13 protein-coding genes are annotated in these 17,207 nt (G+C 55.9%); 6 read left to right on the plus strand and 7 right to left on the minus strand.

What is annotated here, in order from left to right; all coding sequences use genetic code 11:
• Positions 1-150: 150 nt before the first annotated feature.
• The 3 genes from RJT48_RS01355 to RJT48_RS01365 all read left to right on the plus strand — a co-directional run bounded on the left by RJT48_RS01355 (position 151) and on the right by RJT48_RS01365 (position 3,678).
• Positions 151-1,266 carry a tRNA (guanine(26)-N(2))-dimethyltransferase gene (locus RJT48_RS01355; protein WP_311170432.1) on the plus strand — a complete coding sequence of 372 codons (1,116 nt, stop codon included), beginning with the start codon at positions 151-153 and terminating at the stop codon, positions 1,264-1,266.
• A 30-nt stretch (positions 1,267-1,296) separates the two neighbouring features.
• Entirely contained in the window at positions 1,297-2,697 is a 1,401-nt protein-coding gene (locus RJT48_RS01360) for a YihY/virulence factor BrkB family protein (protein ID WP_311170433.1), read from the plus strand.
• A gap of 78 nt (positions 2,698-2,775) precedes the next feature.
• Entirely contained in the window at positions 2,776-3,678 is a 903-nt protein-coding gene (locus tag RJT48_RS01365) for a phosphatase PAP2 family protein (RefSeq protein WP_311170434.1), read from the plus strand.
• Positions 3,679-3,805: 127 nt separating this feature from the next.
• On the opposite strand, the gene glnA is transcribed toward RJT48_RS01365, so the two are convergent.
• Positions 3,806-5,179, minus strand: a complete 1,374-nt coding sequence (glnA, locus tag RJT48_RS01370) for a type I glutamate--ammonia ligase (protein WP_311170836.1) — start codon at positions 5,177-5,179, stop codon at positions 3,806-3,808.
• Between the two features lie 125 nt (positions 5,180-5,304).
• Between glnA and lrp the strand changes: the two genes are divergently transcribed.
• Entirely contained in the window at positions 5,305-5,766 is a 462-nt protein-coding gene (gene lrp, locus RJT48_RS01375) for an HTH-type transcriptional regulator Lrp (protein ID WP_311170435.1), read from the plus strand.
• A gap of 39 nt (positions 5,767-5,805) precedes the next feature.
• Here lrp and RJT48_RS01380 read toward each other — a convergent pair whose 3' ends face one another.
• The 3 genes from RJT48_RS01380 to RJT48_RS01390 all read right to left on the minus strand — a co-directional run bounded on the left by RJT48_RS01380 (position 5,806) and on the right by RJT48_RS01390 (position 10,191).
• Positions 5,806-6,735 carry an HFX_2341 family transcriptional regulator gene (locus RJT48_RS01380; protein WP_311170436.1) on the minus strand — a complete coding sequence of 310 codons (930 nt, stop codon included), beginning with the start codon at positions 6,733-6,735 and terminating at the stop codon, positions 5,806-5,808.
• Between the two features lie 227 nt (positions 6,736-6,962).
• Entirely contained in the window at positions 6,963-7,493 is a 531-nt protein-coding gene (locus RJT48_RS01385) for a hypothetical protein (RefSeq protein WP_311170437.1), read from the minus strand.
• Between the two features lie 22 nt (positions 7,494-7,515).
• Positions 7,516-10,191 carry a DUF1156 domain-containing protein gene (locus tag RJT48_RS01390; protein ID WP_311170438.1) on the minus strand — a complete coding sequence of 892 codons (2,676 nt, stop codon included), beginning with the start codon at positions 10,189-10,191 and terminating at the stop codon, positions 7,516-7,518.
• 408 nt (positions 10,192-10,599) lie between these two features.
• Here RJT48_RS01390 and RJT48_RS01395 point away from each other — a divergent pair, with 408 nt between their 5' ends.
• Positions 10,600-11,007: a hypothetical protein gene (locus tag RJT48_RS01395; RefSeq protein ID WP_311170439.1), complete on the plus strand. Its 408-nt coding sequence runs from the start codon at positions 10,600-10,602 to the stop codon at positions 11,005-11,007.
• Positions 11,004-11,309, plus strand: coding sequence for a helix-turn-helix domain-containing protein (locus RJT48_RS01400; protein WP_311170440.1), 306 nt, complete (start codon positions 11,004-11,006; stop codon positions 11,307-11,309). The genes RJT48_RS01395 and RJT48_RS01400 overlap by 4 nt, the downstream gene beginning before the upstream one ends.
• A 1,221-nt stretch (positions 11,310-12,530) precedes the next feature.
• Here the strand turns inward: RJT48_RS01400 and RJT48_RS01405 are convergent.
• From RJT48_RS01405 to RJT48_RS01415, 3 genes are all read right to left on the minus strand, one after another.
• Positions 12,531-13,547 carry a tyrosine-type recombinase/integrase gene (locus tag RJT48_RS01405; RefSeq protein WP_311170441.1) on the minus strand — a complete coding sequence of 339 codons (1,017 nt, stop codon included), beginning with the start codon at positions 13,545-13,547 and terminating at the stop codon, positions 12,531-12,533.
• Positions 13,548-13,873: 326 nt separating this feature from the next.
• The gene (locus RJT48_RS01410) at positions 13,874-14,404 is read right to left on the minus strand and encodes a hypothetical protein (RefSeq protein WP_311170442.1); all 531 of its coding nucleotides are present in this window, start codon (positions 14,402-14,404) and stop codon (positions 13,874-13,876) included.
• A gap of 22 nt (positions 14,405-14,426) precedes the next feature.
• Positions 14,427-17,096 carry a DUF1156 domain-containing protein gene (locus RJT48_RS01415; protein WP_311170443.1) on the minus strand — a complete coding sequence of 890 codons (2,670 nt, stop codon included), beginning with the start codon at positions 17,094-17,096 and terminating at the stop codon, positions 14,427-14,429.
• Positions 17,097-17,207 lie beyond the last annotated feature (111 nt).

The following is a 17,207-nucleotide window of genomic DNA, read 5'->3' on the forward strand; positions in this document are numbered from 1 at the left end:
CTCACGCCCGTCGGTTCTCCCGGCGCAGACAAAACGGCACCGGTGGATTCGGTGGTCGAACGACCGTCGCCTGCCGGCCGGAAGCTTTCGGTCGCCCTCTTCGCTCTCGCCCATCGCATCGTTTTTCGCCTGTGGCGTGCGACCGGACGTATGGACGTTCGTGAGGGTGCCGTCGAGATTTCGGTCCCGGACGCCCGGGACGGCGCGTCGGAGGGCGCCGGCGACGACGTGTTCTACAACCCGACCCAGGAGCTCAACCGCGACGTGACGGTGGCAGCGCTCCGCGCGTACCGCGACCGCGAACCCCGCGCGAGCTCCTACCTCGACGCGATGGCGGCAAGCGGGATCCGCGGCGTCCGCGCCGCCGCGGAGGGCTTCGACGTCACCTGCGCCGACCTCGACGCTGAAGCGGTCGATCTCGCACGCGAGAACCTCGATCGCAACGGGCTGTCGGGCGAGGTCGTCGAGCGCGACGTCAACGCGCTGCTGTACGAGTCGCTTTTCGATATCGTCGACCTGGACCCGTTCGGGACGCCGATCCCCTTCGCCGACGCCGCCCTCTCGAACGCCCGGAGCCTCGTCTGCGTCACCGCGACCGACACGGCGCCGCTGTGTGGCGCCCACCAGCGCTCCGGCATCCGGAAGTACTCGACGCTCCCGCAGAACACCGACTACCACCCGGAGATGGGGCTGCGCGTCCTCCTCTCGGCGCTGATCCGGACGGCCGCCCGCTACGACAAGGCCGCCGTCCCGATCCTCTCGCACGTCTCGCGGCACTACGCCCGGACGTACCTCCAGATCGACGCCCGGGCGACGCAGGCTGACGAACTCATCGACGAACTCGGATACGTCCACCACTGCGAGGACTGCCTCCGCCGACGCCACGAGTTCGGGCTGGTCGCCCACCCGCCGGAGACCTGCGACATCTGCGGCGGCGACCGCCTCTTGACTGCCGGGCCGATCTACCTCGGAGCGATCTGCGACGCCGACTTCGCCCGGAACGTCCGCGAGTCGGTCACCGACGAGATGGGCGAGGCCGCGCGGGCCCGGCGGCTGCTCGACACCGTCGCGGCGGAACTCGACACGCCGACTCACTACGACCAGCATCGGCTCTGCAAGCAGTGGAGCCGCTCGGCGCCGGCGATGGACGATTTCCTCGAAACGCTCCGAGACGCCGGCTTCCCGGCGACGCGTGCCCACTACTCCGGGACGGCGTTCAAGACCCCCGCGACCGTCGCGGAGATCCGCGACGCGACCGCCGAGTGATTCTTGTGTCGATCCGCCGAAGTTGGGGGCGTGAGCATCCGGACCCAGCGTCGACTCGCCGTCCCCCGTTCGATCTTCGAGACGGTCCGCGACCGCGAGGTGACGTTCCTCGCGGCGGGGATCTCGTATTACGTCCTCGTGTCGCTCGTCCCGCTTTTGACGCTCGTTGCGGTCGTGGCGACCTTCTTCGGCGGCGCCGAGCTCGCCGCCGAGGTTCAGACACTCGCCGGCGAGTATCTCCTTCCAACCGGCTCCGAGGTCGTCGGGAGCGCGTTGGCCGACCCCACGGGCCGGGGCACGCTCTCGGTTCTCAGTCTGGTGATCACGGTCTGGGGGGCGCTGCGGCTGTTCCGCGGTGTCGACGTCGCGTTCGCGCGGATCTACGGCTACCCGGCCAGCCCCATCCTCACGCAGGTGTCGGACGGGCTGGTCACGCTCGCGACGCTCGGCGTGGCGGCGATCGGCGTGGCGGCTACGACCACCGTGATGGCCGTCGTCGATTTCCCCTTTGTCGGCGTGATCAGTCCGCTCGTTCTGCTCGGTTTCTTGACTGTTGCCTTTCTGCCGCTGTATGCCGTCATTCCTGACACCGAGGTGAGTGTTCGTCGGGCACTCCCCGGGGCGGCCTTCGCCGCAGTGGGCTGGTCCGCGCTGAGCGCGGGGTTTGGACTCTACGCGCAGTTCACGACTGGCGTCGCGGGTGCGCTCGGTGCTGTGTTGCTCCTTGTGACGTGGTTTTACTTCTCGGGAATGCTGGTGCTGACCGGCGCCGCCGTCAACGCCGTCCTTTCGGGACAGGTCGACGACCGAGGCTACACTGGCGGCTCGACGGGGCGACCGCTCGGCCGGATCGACGCCCGAGACCGGCAGGTACAACACCCGCGGGTCCGACGTGCAGAGCAGACGATGAGTGCGGACGACGAGACGACCGACGACGCGCCTGGCGGCGGGAACGCGGGTGACGCGACTGGCGACAGGTCCGCGAGCGACGCGGCTGGCGGCGGGTCCCCACCCGACGACGACTCGCCGACCGACACCGACGTTGATCCCCGCGGCGCGCCCGATATCGAACAGCTCGACCGACGCATCGAGGAACTGCGCGCCGACCTCGACGCCTTCGAGGACGACGTCGACGCCCGGACGGTCGAGCGCCCCGACGTCGAAGCCGAGATGCGGCGCTACGTCCGGGGGCGGATGCGGGGGAGCAAGGCCCGCGGCTGGGGCCCGTATCTCGTTCTGTTATACGGCACCGTGGCGACGATCGCCGCGTTCTATCTGCTGCAGTCGGACCTGCTCGCGGTGGTCGCGATGATCGTGATCTACCTCTCGACGCTCGGTCTCTATGCCCTCTTCGTGGTTTTCGGCGTCGGCCTGAACGCACTGGGCGTCCCCGGCCGGCTCCTCGATTGGGTGCGGGATCGTCGGTCCTGAGGCGGCCGATTGCGTTTTGACCCCGATTCTGCGCCTGTTTCCGCAGCTATTTGTTCGTCGGGCGGTGATGCCGGACCGATGACGACACTTCTGGTGCCGCTTTCCGCCCGTGGGATCGGCGAGGTCGGGTTCGCCGAGTCGCTGCCGGAAACCGTCACAGCGGTCTTCTGGGGGCTCACGCACCTCGGAAACCCCTATCTGTTGCTCACGTGTGTCGCCGTCGCGTATCTGTTCGGAGACCGCATCGGCATCTCGCGGCGTGGCGCGGCGTTCGCGCTCGCGCTCGGTCTGGGCGCGATCGGGCTCACGCTCGGGCTGAAGGCGTTCTTCGGCCTCCCGCGCCCGCCGATCTCCTACCGCGAGGGGCTCGGATTCCCGAGCGGCCACGCGCTTGGATCGACGACCTTCTGGGGCGGCGTCGCGGTTCTCGCCCACCGCGGCCGGTGGCGGCGGCGACTCGGCGTCGCGGGCGTCGTGATCGCGATCGTCGCGCTGTCGCGGGTTCTCATCGGCGTCCACTACCTCGTCGACGTCGTCGCGGGCGTCGCCGTCGGCGTCGCCTTCCTCGCGGCCGCGTTCGGACTCGGTCCCGGGTTCTCGCCGACGAGTCGGACGGGGGCGCTCTCGCGACCCGCCCACCGGCACGTCACCGCGCTCTTCGGCGTCGCGCTCCTCTTCGGGCTCGCCGGTCTCCTGGTCGCGCCGGGGGAGAGCGAACTGCTGCTCGGCATCGGTACGTCGGCGGGTGGGTTGCTCGCGTGGCAGCGGTTCGGCCGCGCGGCCGCGGCCGCGACGGTCGACGTCTCCGGGCGGACGCTCGCGATCGGCGGGGGCGGGCTGGCGGTCGTGCTGGCCGCGATGAGCGGCACGGCGGAACTGGCCGACAGCGCGCCGCTGATCCTGGCTGCCGGCGCGATCGGCGCGATCTGCCTGCTCGGGCTGCCGCTCGTCGTCGGCGAGCGTAGCGGCTCGGGGCGGTAACGCGCGAAAAAGAAACGGGACGGAAGCGGTGACTGACGGCGGCGTTCACACTGAGTACTCTCGTCTCTTCCCGCCGAGCGCCGTCACCGGAGTGGCGCTCGGCAGTAAACGGTGAGAGTAGTCAGTCTCAGTACGTTTCGAGGTACCGGTCGAGTTCCCACTGGGAGACGTCGATGCGGAACTCGTCGTACTCCTGGCCTTTGGCCTCGATGAACTTCTCGTAGACGTGGTCGCCGAGGGCCTCCTCGATGACTTCGTCCTCTTCGAGGGCCGCGACTGCCTCGCCGAGGTTCGCCGGCAGCGTCTCGATGCCGTACTCCTCGCGCTTTGCCTCGTCGAACTCGTAGATGTTCTCCCGGACCGGATCCGGACAGTCGAGGTCGTTTTCGATTCCCTCGAGTCCGGCCGCAAGCAGCGCCGCGAAGGCGAGGTACGGGTTACACGACGGGTCGGGGAAGCGGGCCTCGATCCGGCTCGCCGCGGGGATGCGCGCGGCCGGCTTCCGGATCAGCGCAGAGCGGTTGCGGTCGGACCAGGCGATGTAGACCGGCGCCTCGTAGCCCGGGACGAGGCGTTTGTAGCTGTTGACCGTCGGATCGGCGACGGCCGTGATCGCCGGCGCGTGTTCGAGGATGCCGGCGAGGAACGAGTGTGCCGTCTCGCTGAGGTCGAACTCGTCGTCCTCGTCGTGGAAGGCGTTCTCGCCGTCCTCGAACAGCGACATGTGGGTGTGCATCCCCGAGCCGTTGATCTTCGGGATCGGCTTGGGCATAAACGTCGCGTGCAGGTCGTGCTGGGCCGCGATGGCGCGGACGACCGTCCGGAAGGTCGCGACGTTGTCGGCCGTCGACAGCGCGTCGTCGTACTCGAAGTTGATCTCGTGTTGGCCCTGCGCGACCTCGTGGTGGCTGGCCTCGATCTCGAAGCCCATCTGTTCGAGGCCCTGGATGATGTCGCGGCGCACGTCGGAGGCGAGGTCCTTCGGCGCGAGGTCGAAGTACCCGCCGGCGTCGCTCGTTTTGGTGGTCGCGCGACCGTCCTCGTCTTCCTCGAAGAGGAAGAACTCCGGTTCGGGGGCGACGTTGACCTCGTAGCCCATCTCCTCAGCGCGGTCGAGGACGTTCTTCAGGACGCGCCGCGGATCGCCCTCGAACGGCTCACCCGTCGAGGTGTTGATAACGTCGCAGATGAGGCGGGCCGAACGGCCGTCACGCCACGGGAGGATGGCGAACGTCTCGGGATCGGGCTTGAGCCGCATGTCCGACTCCTGAATCCGGACGAAGCCCTCGATGCTGGAGCCGTCGAAGTAGATTCCGTCGGTGAAGGCTTTCTCTGCCTGCGTGGCGGGAACCGCGACGTTCTTTACGGTCCCGAGAATGTCGGTGAACTGGAGGCGGAGGAACTCGACGTCCTTCTCCTCGATCTCGTCGATGACGCGCTGTGCTTCCGCCGAAATGCCGCCGTCGGTGACGGCCGGTCCGTGTTCGTTGTCGTCCGTCATATTTCTGGACAGTTCCATCGAACACTCCCAGTATAAAGACCTTATCGCTTAGTGCAAATCCCTCGCAGTTCGGGGGAATTGGATATTCGTAAAATTCTAATGCCCCCGACGGCATTGTGGTTGTAATGACGTACGAAAACCTCGATGCGAAACTGATCAACGCACTGCTCGGCGATGGTCGCGCGAGCCTCCGAAGCCTCGCGGAAGAACTGGACGTCTCTGTCACGACGGTCTCGAATCACCTCCGGGATCTCGAAGACCAGGGCGTCATCGAGGGGTACACCCCCCGCGTGAACTACGACGCGCTGGGCTACGACGTCACGGCGATCATCCAGCTGAAAGTCGAGGGGAGCGCACTGCCGGAGATCACCGAACGGCTCCGTGGCCACAAGCAGATGACGACCGTCTACGAGGTGACCGGCGACTACGACGTCATCGCCGTCGGGAAGTTCGAGGACACAGACGGGATGAACGACCAGATCAAGGAACTGCTCACCGACGCCGACATCCGCGAGTCGAACACCAGCGTCGTCCTCAACGCCGTCGTCGAAAACGAACAGTTCGACCTCGACGTCGACGAGGAGTAGCGTCGCCCGCACCGACGCTGGGTGGCGTCATCCGGACTCTCACTCCCCCGGGAGCTGCTCGCCGTCCATTACGTCGTCCTCGGCGTGTGCGCGGACCCAGAGCTGCCCGATCCGTGAGAGGCGGGTCCGGTAGGACTTTCCGTGGTCCTCCTGTTCGATGTAGCCCTTCCCGCCGGGGCCGAGCCGGTCGACGTTGTAGATGACTTTCGAGCGGAAGGAGTCGGTGTACTCCTCGTTCATATCCCGCGCGAGTGTCTCTGCGAGTTCGGAGACGGACTCGAACTCCCCGTACTCGCCGAGTTCGAAGAGGATGACCTCCTCGAAGGGTTTGACGTTCCGGAAGGAGGCGATCGGGAGTTCGACGATGTGGCTGTCGCCGATCCGTTTGGCGCCGATGGTCGTCCCCCGCTCGTCGAACTCCTCGACGATGTCGGCGGCGGACTCGTAGCGCTCGCGGATCCGCTCGTCGTCGACGTCGGCACCGGCCAGCAGCTCCCCCAGCAGATCCTTCGCCGCGCGGACCTCCTCGGCGAGTTCGGTTTCGAGGTACTTCTCGGGGGCGGTGTAGTAGGTGTGGATCCGATCGCGGTCCTCCTGTCGTTCGACCATGATCGAGTGGGCGGCCGTCGCGAACGCGAAGGAGACCGGCCGGGGCATCGCCGAGACGTTCACCCACACCTCGGCGTCGGCGGCGGCGTCGAGTTCGGCGTTGATGAGGTCGTAGGCCTGCTCGAAGGCGGCGTCGTAATCGTAGACGTCGGCGACGACGACGCGCTCGGTGTCGGCGCCCAGGAGGTTCTGGAAGTCCTTCTCCAGTTTGCCCGAGAGGTTCCGGGAGTACTCGACGTTCGACTCGCTGCCGACGGCGCCCTCCAGCAGGATCACCCGGTCGACGTCCCGCTGGTCCCGGATGAGCGGCGCGATCAGCCGGTCGTAGTCGAAGCCGACCGGGACGATGTGGGTCTGCATACGCTATACTACGTCGGGGCGTTTATATATCCCCTCAAGTAGCATACCGTTCAATTGCACATCGTTCGTGTGCGTCCCTGCTCCCGTCACGGGCTTCGTAAGAATCGACAGGCGCTACGGTCTTAATTCTACGTGGTCGAAATCGGCGGAAAGGAACTCTCAGAAGGAGAAGAGTGGCTTAGAAATCCTCAATAGTTCGGTCGCCCCCGAGGAATCAATGCTCCTTGTCAGTTCCTCTCACGAACTATGTTTAGTAGTTGAGTACGAGTCTCGCGACCAATCGGAGCGACACCTGCTCTTTGATATATGATGATATCCTTGACTCCGGATTCGAGTGCAGGTATGTCGATTGCATCTAATGCTCCCTTGGATGCTCCAAAACACCAAATTGTGTTCTCTTGTGCCGTCGATAGGATATCATCCCATCTGCTTCCGACTGTATCTTTGAAAGTCGACGCGGAAAGAAGAACAACGATGATATCGGCAGTTCTTCCTGCCGAGACTATTGCGTTAGCGAATTCTTTTCTACTCTCCTCAAAAGAAGCGTTTTCACTCGTAATTTCTTGAATAGGCATTTCCCCCGTCAAATAGCCGTATTCGTCAGAAAGGATGTGTAACTCAGTTTCCGCGTACTTAGATATCTCTTGCTCAAGATTTGAAACAGGCTCAAAAAGACCGTGAAAGTAATCCTTAGCAATACTAGCCTCTTCAGCATCAGCAGTAGTCTTAGCCCCTTCAGCAAAGATTGAGATGTTCATATCGTAGCGTGTATTGATATACTTAGAACTCTCCGAGAGTAGAGTCGGCCCCAAGGATACGCCGGTAGGTGTCGTCCCCGGTCGCATCGGCAAGCCCTTCACAGAGTTCGCGTAGTTCGTCGTCCACGTCCCATTTGGAGAGATAATTCTGTGTAGACTTGCCCTGTTCGTAGCGGTAGCGAAGGAATTGGGCCTTGTCAAGCGCGTTCAGGGCTTCATCATCGCCATTGACTCGCTCTTGGATATACGCCATACGCTTCTCATCATCCCACGTTCCGAGGATGAACTCTCCACCTTCCATCCGATAGAGCCGCATATCTTCCATCTGCTCAGGACTCGCATCTGTCCCTCGCGTAAGTTTATTCAGGTCGTCGTAGCTTGAGTCGGGAGTTTCAAGAAGATCAAGGAACACATCAATTTCCCCGATCTCACTCCCTTGTTGGATGATGCCATAGATCTCCTGAACTACCTCTTTAGCGGTCATCTCTTCGCCTGCTCGCATCACCTTTCCGTGGTGTTTAGAATATTCGTGGAAACATTCCCCCATCTCAACCACACCAATGTCACCGCGAGAAAGCTCTCGATTTTCTTCAAGTCTCCTTTGCGTTTCCTGTGCAGTCCGGTATATCTGCCTTCGAAGACTATTCCACGATATTGGCGATCTCTCTCCCGCAGGTCTTGCTACAATCACAATATCAAAAGATACCGCCTCTCCTTCGAAGAACTTGTCAACGTCTGCAGATACGGGATATGTTGCTGTTATCTCAAATCCGACTTCACACATTGAGGAAAGCAATTCTCCCCAAGATTCTGAGTTACTGTGGTGGTAGGTGAATACCAAAGAGCCATCTTCTTTTAGAACCTGTTTGATTCTTGAGAAGGACTGCTCAAGTTCAGATTCGAATTCCTGTGTTCCCTTTTGCACGGCAGGATTGGCTACGATACTCTCATTTCGTGGTGTCTTTTCAGGCTTGAACGCATCGTATTCGTCCTTTAACAATATTCGCTGCCATACATAATAGTAATCTGATAGCTCAGAATATATAACATTGTCATAGTAGGGTGGATCAGTAATCACCGCATCAAACTCGTCGTCAAATTCTATCGCACGAGCATCGCCGCAATACAGCGTCTGATCTCCACCAATAGGTTTTGAGTGGGGGTCACTTTCGATTGTTTCACCATTCTCAATATATCTCTCCGTGGGCGCCTTAGCATACTCAACGGCACGAATGATCTTATCGAATGTTGCTTGGAACGTACCTATTCCATATTCTGTTCCCCACAGATTTCCTTCTGAAACCTTCTGTGGTGGGTCAAAAGAGTTCGTTTTGAAGATGTGGTTTGTGTGGTTCCGGGCCGCCTGATATGGCGTCATCATACAGTTGAAATTTAATGACTCCGAGAAGGCCAATAGAAGGTACTCTTTTAAGTTGGTATCATCGATCTCGTCAATTTCAGATAGCAGCAGAGAGAGTGAAAGAAGTTGGCGGTCATTAAACATATCCTTCCAATGAGTGAAACCTTGCCGTAGAACGTTATGGCCCCCGGTGATGTTGCCCTCAAAGCGTGAACTGTCTGTTTTGATACCTAGCGGAATCTCTTCCTGTGGGATGTATTCATTCAGATCATCACGGCGACTCCACTCACTTTTAGCCTTCTGAAAGAGTTCTAAATCATAGTCTTCAGCCGATTTGTACCCCTTGATTTGGCTTTTTTCCTCATCTCTTTCATCGCAAGTGGGGCAGTAGTACTCGATAGCATATTGTTGCATATCAAAACCATCCTGTTCCTGAATGGCTTGAAGAATTGAATAGCGCTGCCCACAGTCATCACAAACGTAATCACCACCACCTACATTTCCATCCTCAGGAGTAAACTCGTAACTACACGATTCACAAGTTGATTCCGAGCGCCAATCATCTACGAGAACGACGGACTCGCAAGAAGGACAGTAAACATTATATTTGTCATCATTTTCGTACCGGCCCTTTGCAACTCGATAATCTTTGAACAGTTCTACGGTATTTCCACAAGAAACGCAATCCAATTCTTTCACCCAAAAATTGTACATTACATCAGCGATATGGCCGTCATTAGAGTTTGGACAAGGAGTTGTATAATACTCAGTTATATCATCTGAGATTCCTTTTTCCACTTCTTCAAATGCTGCTTCTAACTCTTCTTTGCTCGTTTCACCCGCTTCTAATTCTTTCTTAGTAATCAGCCACGCAACAGGGTTGACGTCGCTGCCTACTACTTCAGCCCCAAATCTAGACGCTTCTACTAGCGAAGTGCCACCACCCATAAATGGGTCAAGAATTCTCTTTCCTTCTACCTGAACATCTTTAGGATAAATTTCCCAAAGACCATCTGAATCTTCTAAATCAACATTTTCAATTATGTTTTCAAGTTCACTATGCCCACCGCCAAAGTCACTCAATGATCCATTTGCACCGGGTTCTTTTACAGATATACTATCTGATTTGTTTAGTAAAGAATACAGACAAATTGCTCGGAAGACTGATCCGTTACGACGGGCCCACCATTTATGCATAGTGTAGATAGGGCGATACCATTGTCTTGCCCGTCCTTCTTTGGCGGCTATCTCATTCACTCTCTCAATAGGGAATCCACGCTCAATCGGGAGTTCCTTCCGTTCACTTCGCTCAGCAGAGCGACCCGTTTCCTTAGACATAGTGGATATGTCCATCCAATCCATCCGAGCGTGATAAATCCCGTTCACCAAGAGCCGTCTGAGGGAACTCACCCGTCTACCCTTTCAACGCAAGGAACTCAATTCACCAATACCCCTATTATTGCGAATTTGGCCACTTCAGGCGCTGATAGGCCTATTATTCGATTATAAAAAGCACACACTAAAGCCAATTCAGGACATACTCAGAAGTAGATGAGAAGGTAACACAATCAGCAAAGGGCGAGTCGTTCGACGCCACCAAGTCGGGAGAAGACCTGTGGCGTGGAACTTCCGGAGCGGTCGTGGGAACCTTGCTCCGTACTATCCTTACGGTGGTGCGGATAAAGGGCTTACTCCGATGATTCTGCTCCGGTCATCAAGGAGAAATGACCACGATGACAGACAATAATGTCCACTCAGACAACGACCGGAAGAGTAGCAGAGAAAGAAGCAGTCCTTAGGATCTCTCCAAGCGACCTTGCGGCCCACATCAAGCCCGCTGAAGAACTTCTTCCCCAAGAACGGGAAACATACCTGCATCTCTCAAACGGAAGTGACGCCGTCCGAGTCACAACGACCGAGAAAGGCTTCGCACTACGCCTTGTTCGGCATCCCGAGTTCCGGCTGTCCACAATCAATGGCTCAGACGTATCGAATCGAACCCTCACACGGTCGCTGTGCTGTTCTTTTGCGCCGATAGTACAGATAGAGGGTGAACTCCCTGTGACGCATCTGAAGGTGCTATCCAATGGGCGTGAGCAACTGAATCACTCTCACGTCATTACCGATGAGGTGTACGGTGGTGAACAGAGATGAGTGGTGTCTCACACGAAGTAGTGTTCGCGGTGAGTTCCTCACTCCTAACCGAGTTCGACGGGAAAGCCCGAACAACCGAGATAGTTGACGCCGATGGAGTTCAGGCCAAGGAAACACAGGTGCGGAAAGCCTTGAATACGTTAGAACAGAAGGAACTCATTCGGTATGAGCGTGAAGGAAGAGAGGCATATTGGATAGTAGAAGATTGGAACTCTCTCTTCACCTACAGCGCAAGTGAGGAATTAGAAGATGAGTTCAACTCATACCAAGACAAGATGAGATGGTGTAGAGAGAATCTATAGTACATAGAGTTCTTCACTTCCTCACACTATCTCACTTTCCTACTCTATCTACTATTTACTATCTTACTTCCCCACAGTATTCTACTACAATACTATCTCGCTTCCCTACTATTCTTCTTCACTATTCTACTCTTATTCTATTACTATAGTCTAATGTGAGTTAGTTAGAGCTCCTGATAGGATAGGGAATAATAGGGATACTGAGCGTGAGGCGGTTATTGGGCTATAGGATTATAGAAGAGAGTCGGGCAGATTCGCAAAATGGGTTCGACCGCCTACCGCCAAACCCCGATTCTCAAAGCGACCCCTGAAAATGGGCGAAACCGTCGCCAATACCCCTACTGTGAGAGAACATAGACAGACGTGCGAATCTGTATCCGGTAGTATTCCCGAGCAACCTCTCACGCTTACCCAATCGGAACTCCATTCGCTCGCTCAGGTACTTCTCATCATACTGTGCCCAATCCCCTTCACAAAACTGCTTGTGCTTAGACGGGCAATCAGGGGTAGATATAGTCGGTCGTGAGCATCCGGATTAGGGAGCAAACCCGAAGACCCCATTCGACAGAAGCCTATAGTCACCATTATCAAGGTGGGGCAGAAGGTTCAGGTAGTGAGCGGGGAGTTCCCCTGCAAGCAAAGGGCATAAGGATGGGGTGTTCCCCCATTTTGTAGGCCCTGAGCCGGCCGGCTTCTACGTGTGTTCGGGTCTGAGTCTCCGCTGTGGCTATTGAGCAAGACACGCCTACTGAATCGGGGGTTGGCTTGCTTTCTCAGCCACTTCTCAACAAGATCGACCCCAAGCTCTTCACGCGACTACTCCCGCTTACACGGGCAAACAGGGGTGGATTGAGTAGGTCACAGGTAGCCCGATACGTGAACTCCCGCCCGAAGAGCGAAGACCGCTCCCCACATAGGTCAATTCGGAAGACAATGCTTCATTGCGAATGTGGATGGGCGTGGGAGTGGGAAGATGACCCGACCCCCTACTGTCCCTTCTGTGGGAAGGTAGGTGGTGCAGGGCCGGGAGCGCCACAGGAAGCAAAGGGAGCAATTGAGGAAGCAGATAGGGTGTAATTCAGTAGGGCAGAAAGGTCGCTCAGGTTTCGCCTGATGCTCTCCCTCTCCGCGTGAGAGTTCCATATAGAGGTGAAAGAACTTCGAATTGGGGATTTGTCTGTCTCCCCGTGTTTAAATTATTTATATACTCTATTGAGAGGGTTAGAGTTCCTCAAGATACCCGCGTCGTTGTTCCACCTTCACCTCTTCCGAGCGTCTGTCGTAGTGGGCAGTCAATACGTCCCGGCTCACGTTCATCCGGTCTGAAACCACCTCAACGGGGACGTCTTCCGTCAATAGGTGAGTGATCGCTCCCCGTCGCCAAGCGTGGGGACTCCGAGATGATGGGCAGACGGATGGGGCGTAATCATCTCCCCCGACCGCTTGACACTCATCCATCTCTTCTCCGTGGGGGCAATGGCCGCCATTGTGTTCACACGGGTGGGTGTACCGATAACAGGTTTCCCTGATAGTGGACTTGGAGATACGCCCGAATTGAGTCGTAAGAAGCGGATTCCGTCCCGCGTCATCCCGTACTTCTTCCCGCCTGTGGTCAACGTAGTCACTCACGACCCGGCAGACGTCGGAACTCAGACTGATGAGACGCTCACCCTTCCGCTTGTTCTTGAGCGGCGTGCCGGGCCGATGAACGGCACGTAGCCATTGGTTTTCGCGGTCGTAGTCTTCCACGTCGAACGCTCTAATCGTTCCTGAGCGTACCCCACAGCGCCACAGAAGCGTTAGGAGAGTGTGGTGAAGGGAAGCGTAGTCGAACCGAGAGACGTGCTGTAGGACGTCCGTGGCCGTCTCAGGGTCGACCAACACGTCCCGCTCTCTATCTCCCTGTTTGAGCGTCGGGGACAACACCTTGTTGTGCAAGTCGGTTTCGACGGCGTCAATGGACTCACAGAAGCGGATGAAGGCACGAAGGGTGTCTAACTGCCCCTTGAGCGAAACCGGATTCAGGGCTTCCGAGCGAGACTGCTTGAACTCCAAGAGGGAGCGACCGGAGAGTTCGTTGAGATTGTCGACGTCTTCCTGCTCACACCATTCGATGAAGCGGGTGAGTTTGTAGCGATACGACTCAATGGTTTCTTCGGCTAATTCAGTACGTCTGTCCCTGAGGTAGAGGCGAACGGCCTCTTCAGGGGCGATTGGCTCAAGCGTGGAATCGGACATTGCTTTTCTCCTTGCAAAGCCCGAAAACGGGAGAGAGGGGAGCTAAGGCGCGATCAGCCGGTCGTAGTCGAAGCCGACCGGGACGATGTGGGTCTGCATACGCTACACTACGTCGGGGCGGTTAAATATCTCTTCAAGCAGTGGACCGTTTGATTGCACATTGTTCGTGTGCGTGCTTGCGCCTGCCACGGGCTTCGTAAGAACCGAAAGGCGCTACGGTCTAAATTCTACGTGGTCGAAAACGGCGGGAAGGAACTCTCAGAAAGAGAAGGGCGGCTTAGAAATCCCCGATTGTTCAGTGGCCTCTGAAGAAGCGATATTCCTTGTCAGTTCCCCTCACGAACTATGTTTAGTAGTTGGGTACGGGTCTCGCGACCAATCGGAGCGACTCCTGTTCTTTGATATATGATGATATCCTTGACTTCGGATTCAAGTGCAGGGATATCGATTGCATCTAATGCTCCCTTGGACGCTCCAAAACACCAAATTGTGTTCTCTTGTGCCGTCGATAGGATATCATCCCATCTGCTTCCGACTGTGTCTTTGAAAGTCGATGCGGAAAGAAGAACAACGATGATATCGGCAGTTCTTCCTGCCGAGACTATTGCGTTAGCGAATTCTTTTCTACTCTCCTCAGAAGAAGCGTTTTCACTCGTAATCTCTTGAATAGGCATTTCTCCCGTCAAATAGCCGTATTCGTCAGAAAGGATGTGTAACTCAGTTTCCGCGTACTTAGATATCTCTTGCTCAAGATTTGAAACAGGCTCAAAAAGACCGTGAAAGTAATCCTTAGCGATACTAGCCTCTGCAGCATCAGCAGTAGTCTGAGCCCCTTCAGCAAAGATTGAGATGTTCATATCGTAGTGTGTATTGATATACTTAGAACTCCCCGAGAGTAGAGTCTGCTCCGAGGATACGCCGGTAGGTGTCGTCCCCGGTCACGTCGGCTAGACCTTCACACAGTTCGCGGAGTTCATCATCTACATCCCACTTTGAGAGGTAATTCTGTGTGGACTTGCCCTGTTCGTATCGGTAGCGAAGGAATTGGGCCTTGTCAAGAGCGTTCAGGGCTTCGTCGTCACCATTAACCCGCTCTTGGATGTAGGCCATCCGTTTCTCGTCATCCCACGTTCCAAGGATGAAGTTGCCACCTTCCATTCGATAGAGTCGCATATCTTCCATCTGCTCAGGACTTGCGTCTGTTCCACGGGTCAGTTTGTTCAGGTCATTATACGTGGCGTCCGGGGTCTCAAGCAAATCAAGGAATACGTCAATCTCCCCAAGCTCGCTCCCTTGTTGAATGATGCCGTAAATTTCATTCACCACTTCTTTAGCGGTCATTTCTTCGCCTGCTCGCATTACCTTCCCGTGGTGCTTGGAATACTCGTGGAAACACTCTCCCATCTCGATTACACCAATATCTCCCTGAGCGAGATTCCGGTTTTCTTCGAGTTGCTTGTGTGTCTTTTGTGCTGTTCTATAGATATTTCTTCTAAGACTGTTCCAAGATATTGGTTGACGCTCACCCGCTTTTCGGGCGACAATGACTATGTCGAATGAAACTGATTCGCCCTTCATAAATTTATTTAGGTCAGAATTGATGGGGTATGTAGCCGTCACCTCGAATTCTGTTTCGCAGAGTGATTCGAGTAATTCACCCCACGACTCAGAGTTACTGTGATGGTATGTGAAAGCGACTACCCCATCCTCTTTCAACGCGGTGTTGATACGCGAGAATGCCTGCTTGAGTTCGGATTCAAATTCTTCGCTTCCTTTGCCCGAAGCTGGATTCACAACGATACTCTCAGCGCGGGGCGTATGTTCCGGCTCAAAACATTCGTACTCCTGTTCAAGGATCGGTTTTAACCAAACATAAAAGAAATCAGATAATTCTGAGTATAAAATATTATTGTAGTACGGTGGGTCAGTAATTATTGCGTCATACTCGTCTTCAGCGTTGATACGCCGCATATCGCCCTGATGAATGGTGGTATTCTGTCCGATAGGTTGGCTAAATTCTGCTGTTTCTTTCGTCTCACCATCTATAATATATCGTTCTGTTGGATAATTAGCATATTTCACGCCACGCTTTACCATATCCCAGATCGACTTGAACGTCCCTCGGCCATATTCTGCCCCCCATACGTTCCCCTCGCAGGCTTCACGGGGTGGGTCAAATGAGTTTGATTTGAATAGGTGTTGTATTTTGTTATATGAATAATCATATCCGGTAAGCATATTGTTCGTAGGAAGAGAATTACTCAAAGCTAATAGTAGATATTCTCTCGAATTTTGATTTTCAAGGCTGTTTATAGACTTGAGTATTTTTGAGATGGATAGGATTTGACGCTTATTGAACATATCCGTCCATTCTTTGACACCGTGTCGGGGGAGGTTCCCGTTCCCTGGCATTGTTCCATCAAATTGAGTGGCGTCGGTCTTCCAACCGGGACGTATCGATTTATTTGGTACAAATTGACGTAGGGATTCGTCGTTTTCCCACTCCTGTTCAGCCTCTTTGTAACGGCGCCAATCGTCGTCTGTAGCCGTTTTATAGCCTTTCACCTTGGACTTCGGGGATCCTTGTTCAGCACAGTGCGAACAGTGGTATTCCAAGGCTGAGAGACGAAGATGGAACTCCTCGCCTTCCTCAATCTGTTCTGTTATAGAGTATTTTTGCCCGCACTCAGTACAAATGTAATCTCCATAATCCACGTTACCCTGTTCGGGGACAAACTCATATCCACACTCAGTACACAAGCACTCTTCTCGCCAATCATCCGCTAAAAATACCGACTCACAGTCCGGGCAGAGTATGTTATACTTGTTGTCATTCTCATATCTTCCTTTTCCGACACGAAAGTCTTGGTGTAAAGGAATCGTGTGCCCGCAAGACCGGCAATCAATTTCCTTAACCCAAAAGTTGTACATCACATCCGCATCGTGGTCGCCGTGGGGACAGGTGGTCTTGTAATATTCAAGAATCTCATCTGCCACGTCAGATTTGACCTGCTCAAATGCGTCTTCAAGTTCTTCGATACTTGTCTCTCCTGCTTCGATTTCTTTCTTGGTGATGAACCAAGCAACGGGGTTCAGGTCGTATCCCTCAGCCTCAACACCAAAGCGAGAGGCTTCCACAAGCGATGTTCCCCCGCCCATAAATGGGTCGAGAATCTTCTTATTTCCAATCCGCACATCCTTGGGATAGAGTTCCCACAAGCTCCCGGGGTCGGCCATATCGACGTTCTTGATGAGTTCTTCCACCTCACTATGGCCGCCACCGTATGCGTCAAGTGTCCCGTTCTTTCCCGGCTTGTGAACTTCGACCTGCTCCGGGTCATCAAGAAGTGAGTAGAGCGAGATAGCACGGAATAGACACCCCGGTCGACGTGCCCACCACTTGTGCATCGTATAGATTGGGCGATACCATTGTTTTGCTCGTCCTTCCTTCTCAGCAATCTCGTTAATCCGCTCAATCGGAAACCCCCGTTCGATCGGGAGTTCCTTCCGGTCACTTCGCTCAGCAGAGCGATCCGTTTCCTGAGACATAGTAGGTATATCCATCCAATCCGTCCGGGTATGATAAATCCCGCCGACTGCCCTCACCGCGACCGCGTCTTTGAGTGGAAGGTACTCCGATGAAGCGAGCCTTCACTGCCT

Origin of the sequence: Halobellus ordinarius, assembly GCF_031823395.1 — an archaeon.
Taxonomy (GTDB): Archaea; Halobacteriota; Halobacteria; order Halobacteriales; family Haloferacaceae; genus Haloquadratum; species Haloquadratum ordinarius.

Excerpts from the sequence above, each read along its gene's own strand:
- RJT48_RS01355 (WP_311170432.1), top strand. The coding sequence starts at position 151 with ATGGACGTTCGTGAGGGTGCCGTCGAGATTTCGGTCCCGGACGCCCGG.
- RJT48_RS01365 (WP_311170434.1), top strand. The coding sequence starts at position 2,776 with ATGACGACACTTCTGGTGCCGCTTTCCGCCCGTGGGATCGGCGAGGTC.
- glnA (WP_311170836.1), bottom strand. The coding sequence starts at position 5,179 with ATGACGGACGACAACGAACACGGACCGGCCGTCACCGACGGCGGCATT.
- lrp (WP_311170435.1), top strand. The coding sequence starts at position 5,305 with ATGACGTACGAAAACCTCGATGCGAAACTGATCAACGCACTGCTCGGC.
- RJT48_RS01380 (WP_311170436.1), bottom strand. The coding sequence starts at position 6,735 with ATGCAGACCCACATCGTCCCGGTCGGCTTCGACTACGACCGGCTGATC.
- RJT48_RS01385 (WP_311170437.1), bottom strand. The coding sequence starts at position 7,493 with ATGAACATCTCAATCTTTGCTGAAGGGGCTAAGACTACTGCTGATGCT.
- RJT48_RS01390 (WP_311170438.1), bottom strand. The coding sequence starts at position 10,191 with ATGTCTAAGGAAACGGGTCGCTCTGCTGAGCGAAGTGAACGGAAGGAA.
- RJT48_RS01395 (WP_311170439.1), top strand. The coding sequence starts at position 10,600 with ATGTCCACTCAGACAACGACCGGAAGAGTAGCAGAGAAAGAAGCAGTC.
- RJT48_RS01400 (WP_311170440.1), top strand. The coding sequence starts at position 11,004 with ATGAGTGGTGTCTCACACGAAGTAGTGTTCGCGGTGAGTTCCTCACTC.
- RJT48_RS01405 (WP_311170441.1), bottom strand. The coding sequence starts at position 13,547 with ATGTCCGATTCCACGCTTGAGCCAATCGCCCCTGAAGAGGCCGTTCGC.
- RJT48_RS01410 (WP_311170442.1), bottom strand. The coding sequence starts at position 14,404 with ATGAACATCTCAATCTTTGCTGAAGGGGCTCAGACTACTGCTGATGCT.
- RJT48_RS01415 (WP_311170443.1), bottom strand. The coding sequence starts at position 17,096 with ATGTCTCAGGAAACGGATCGCTCTGCTGAGCGAAGTGACCGGAAGGAA.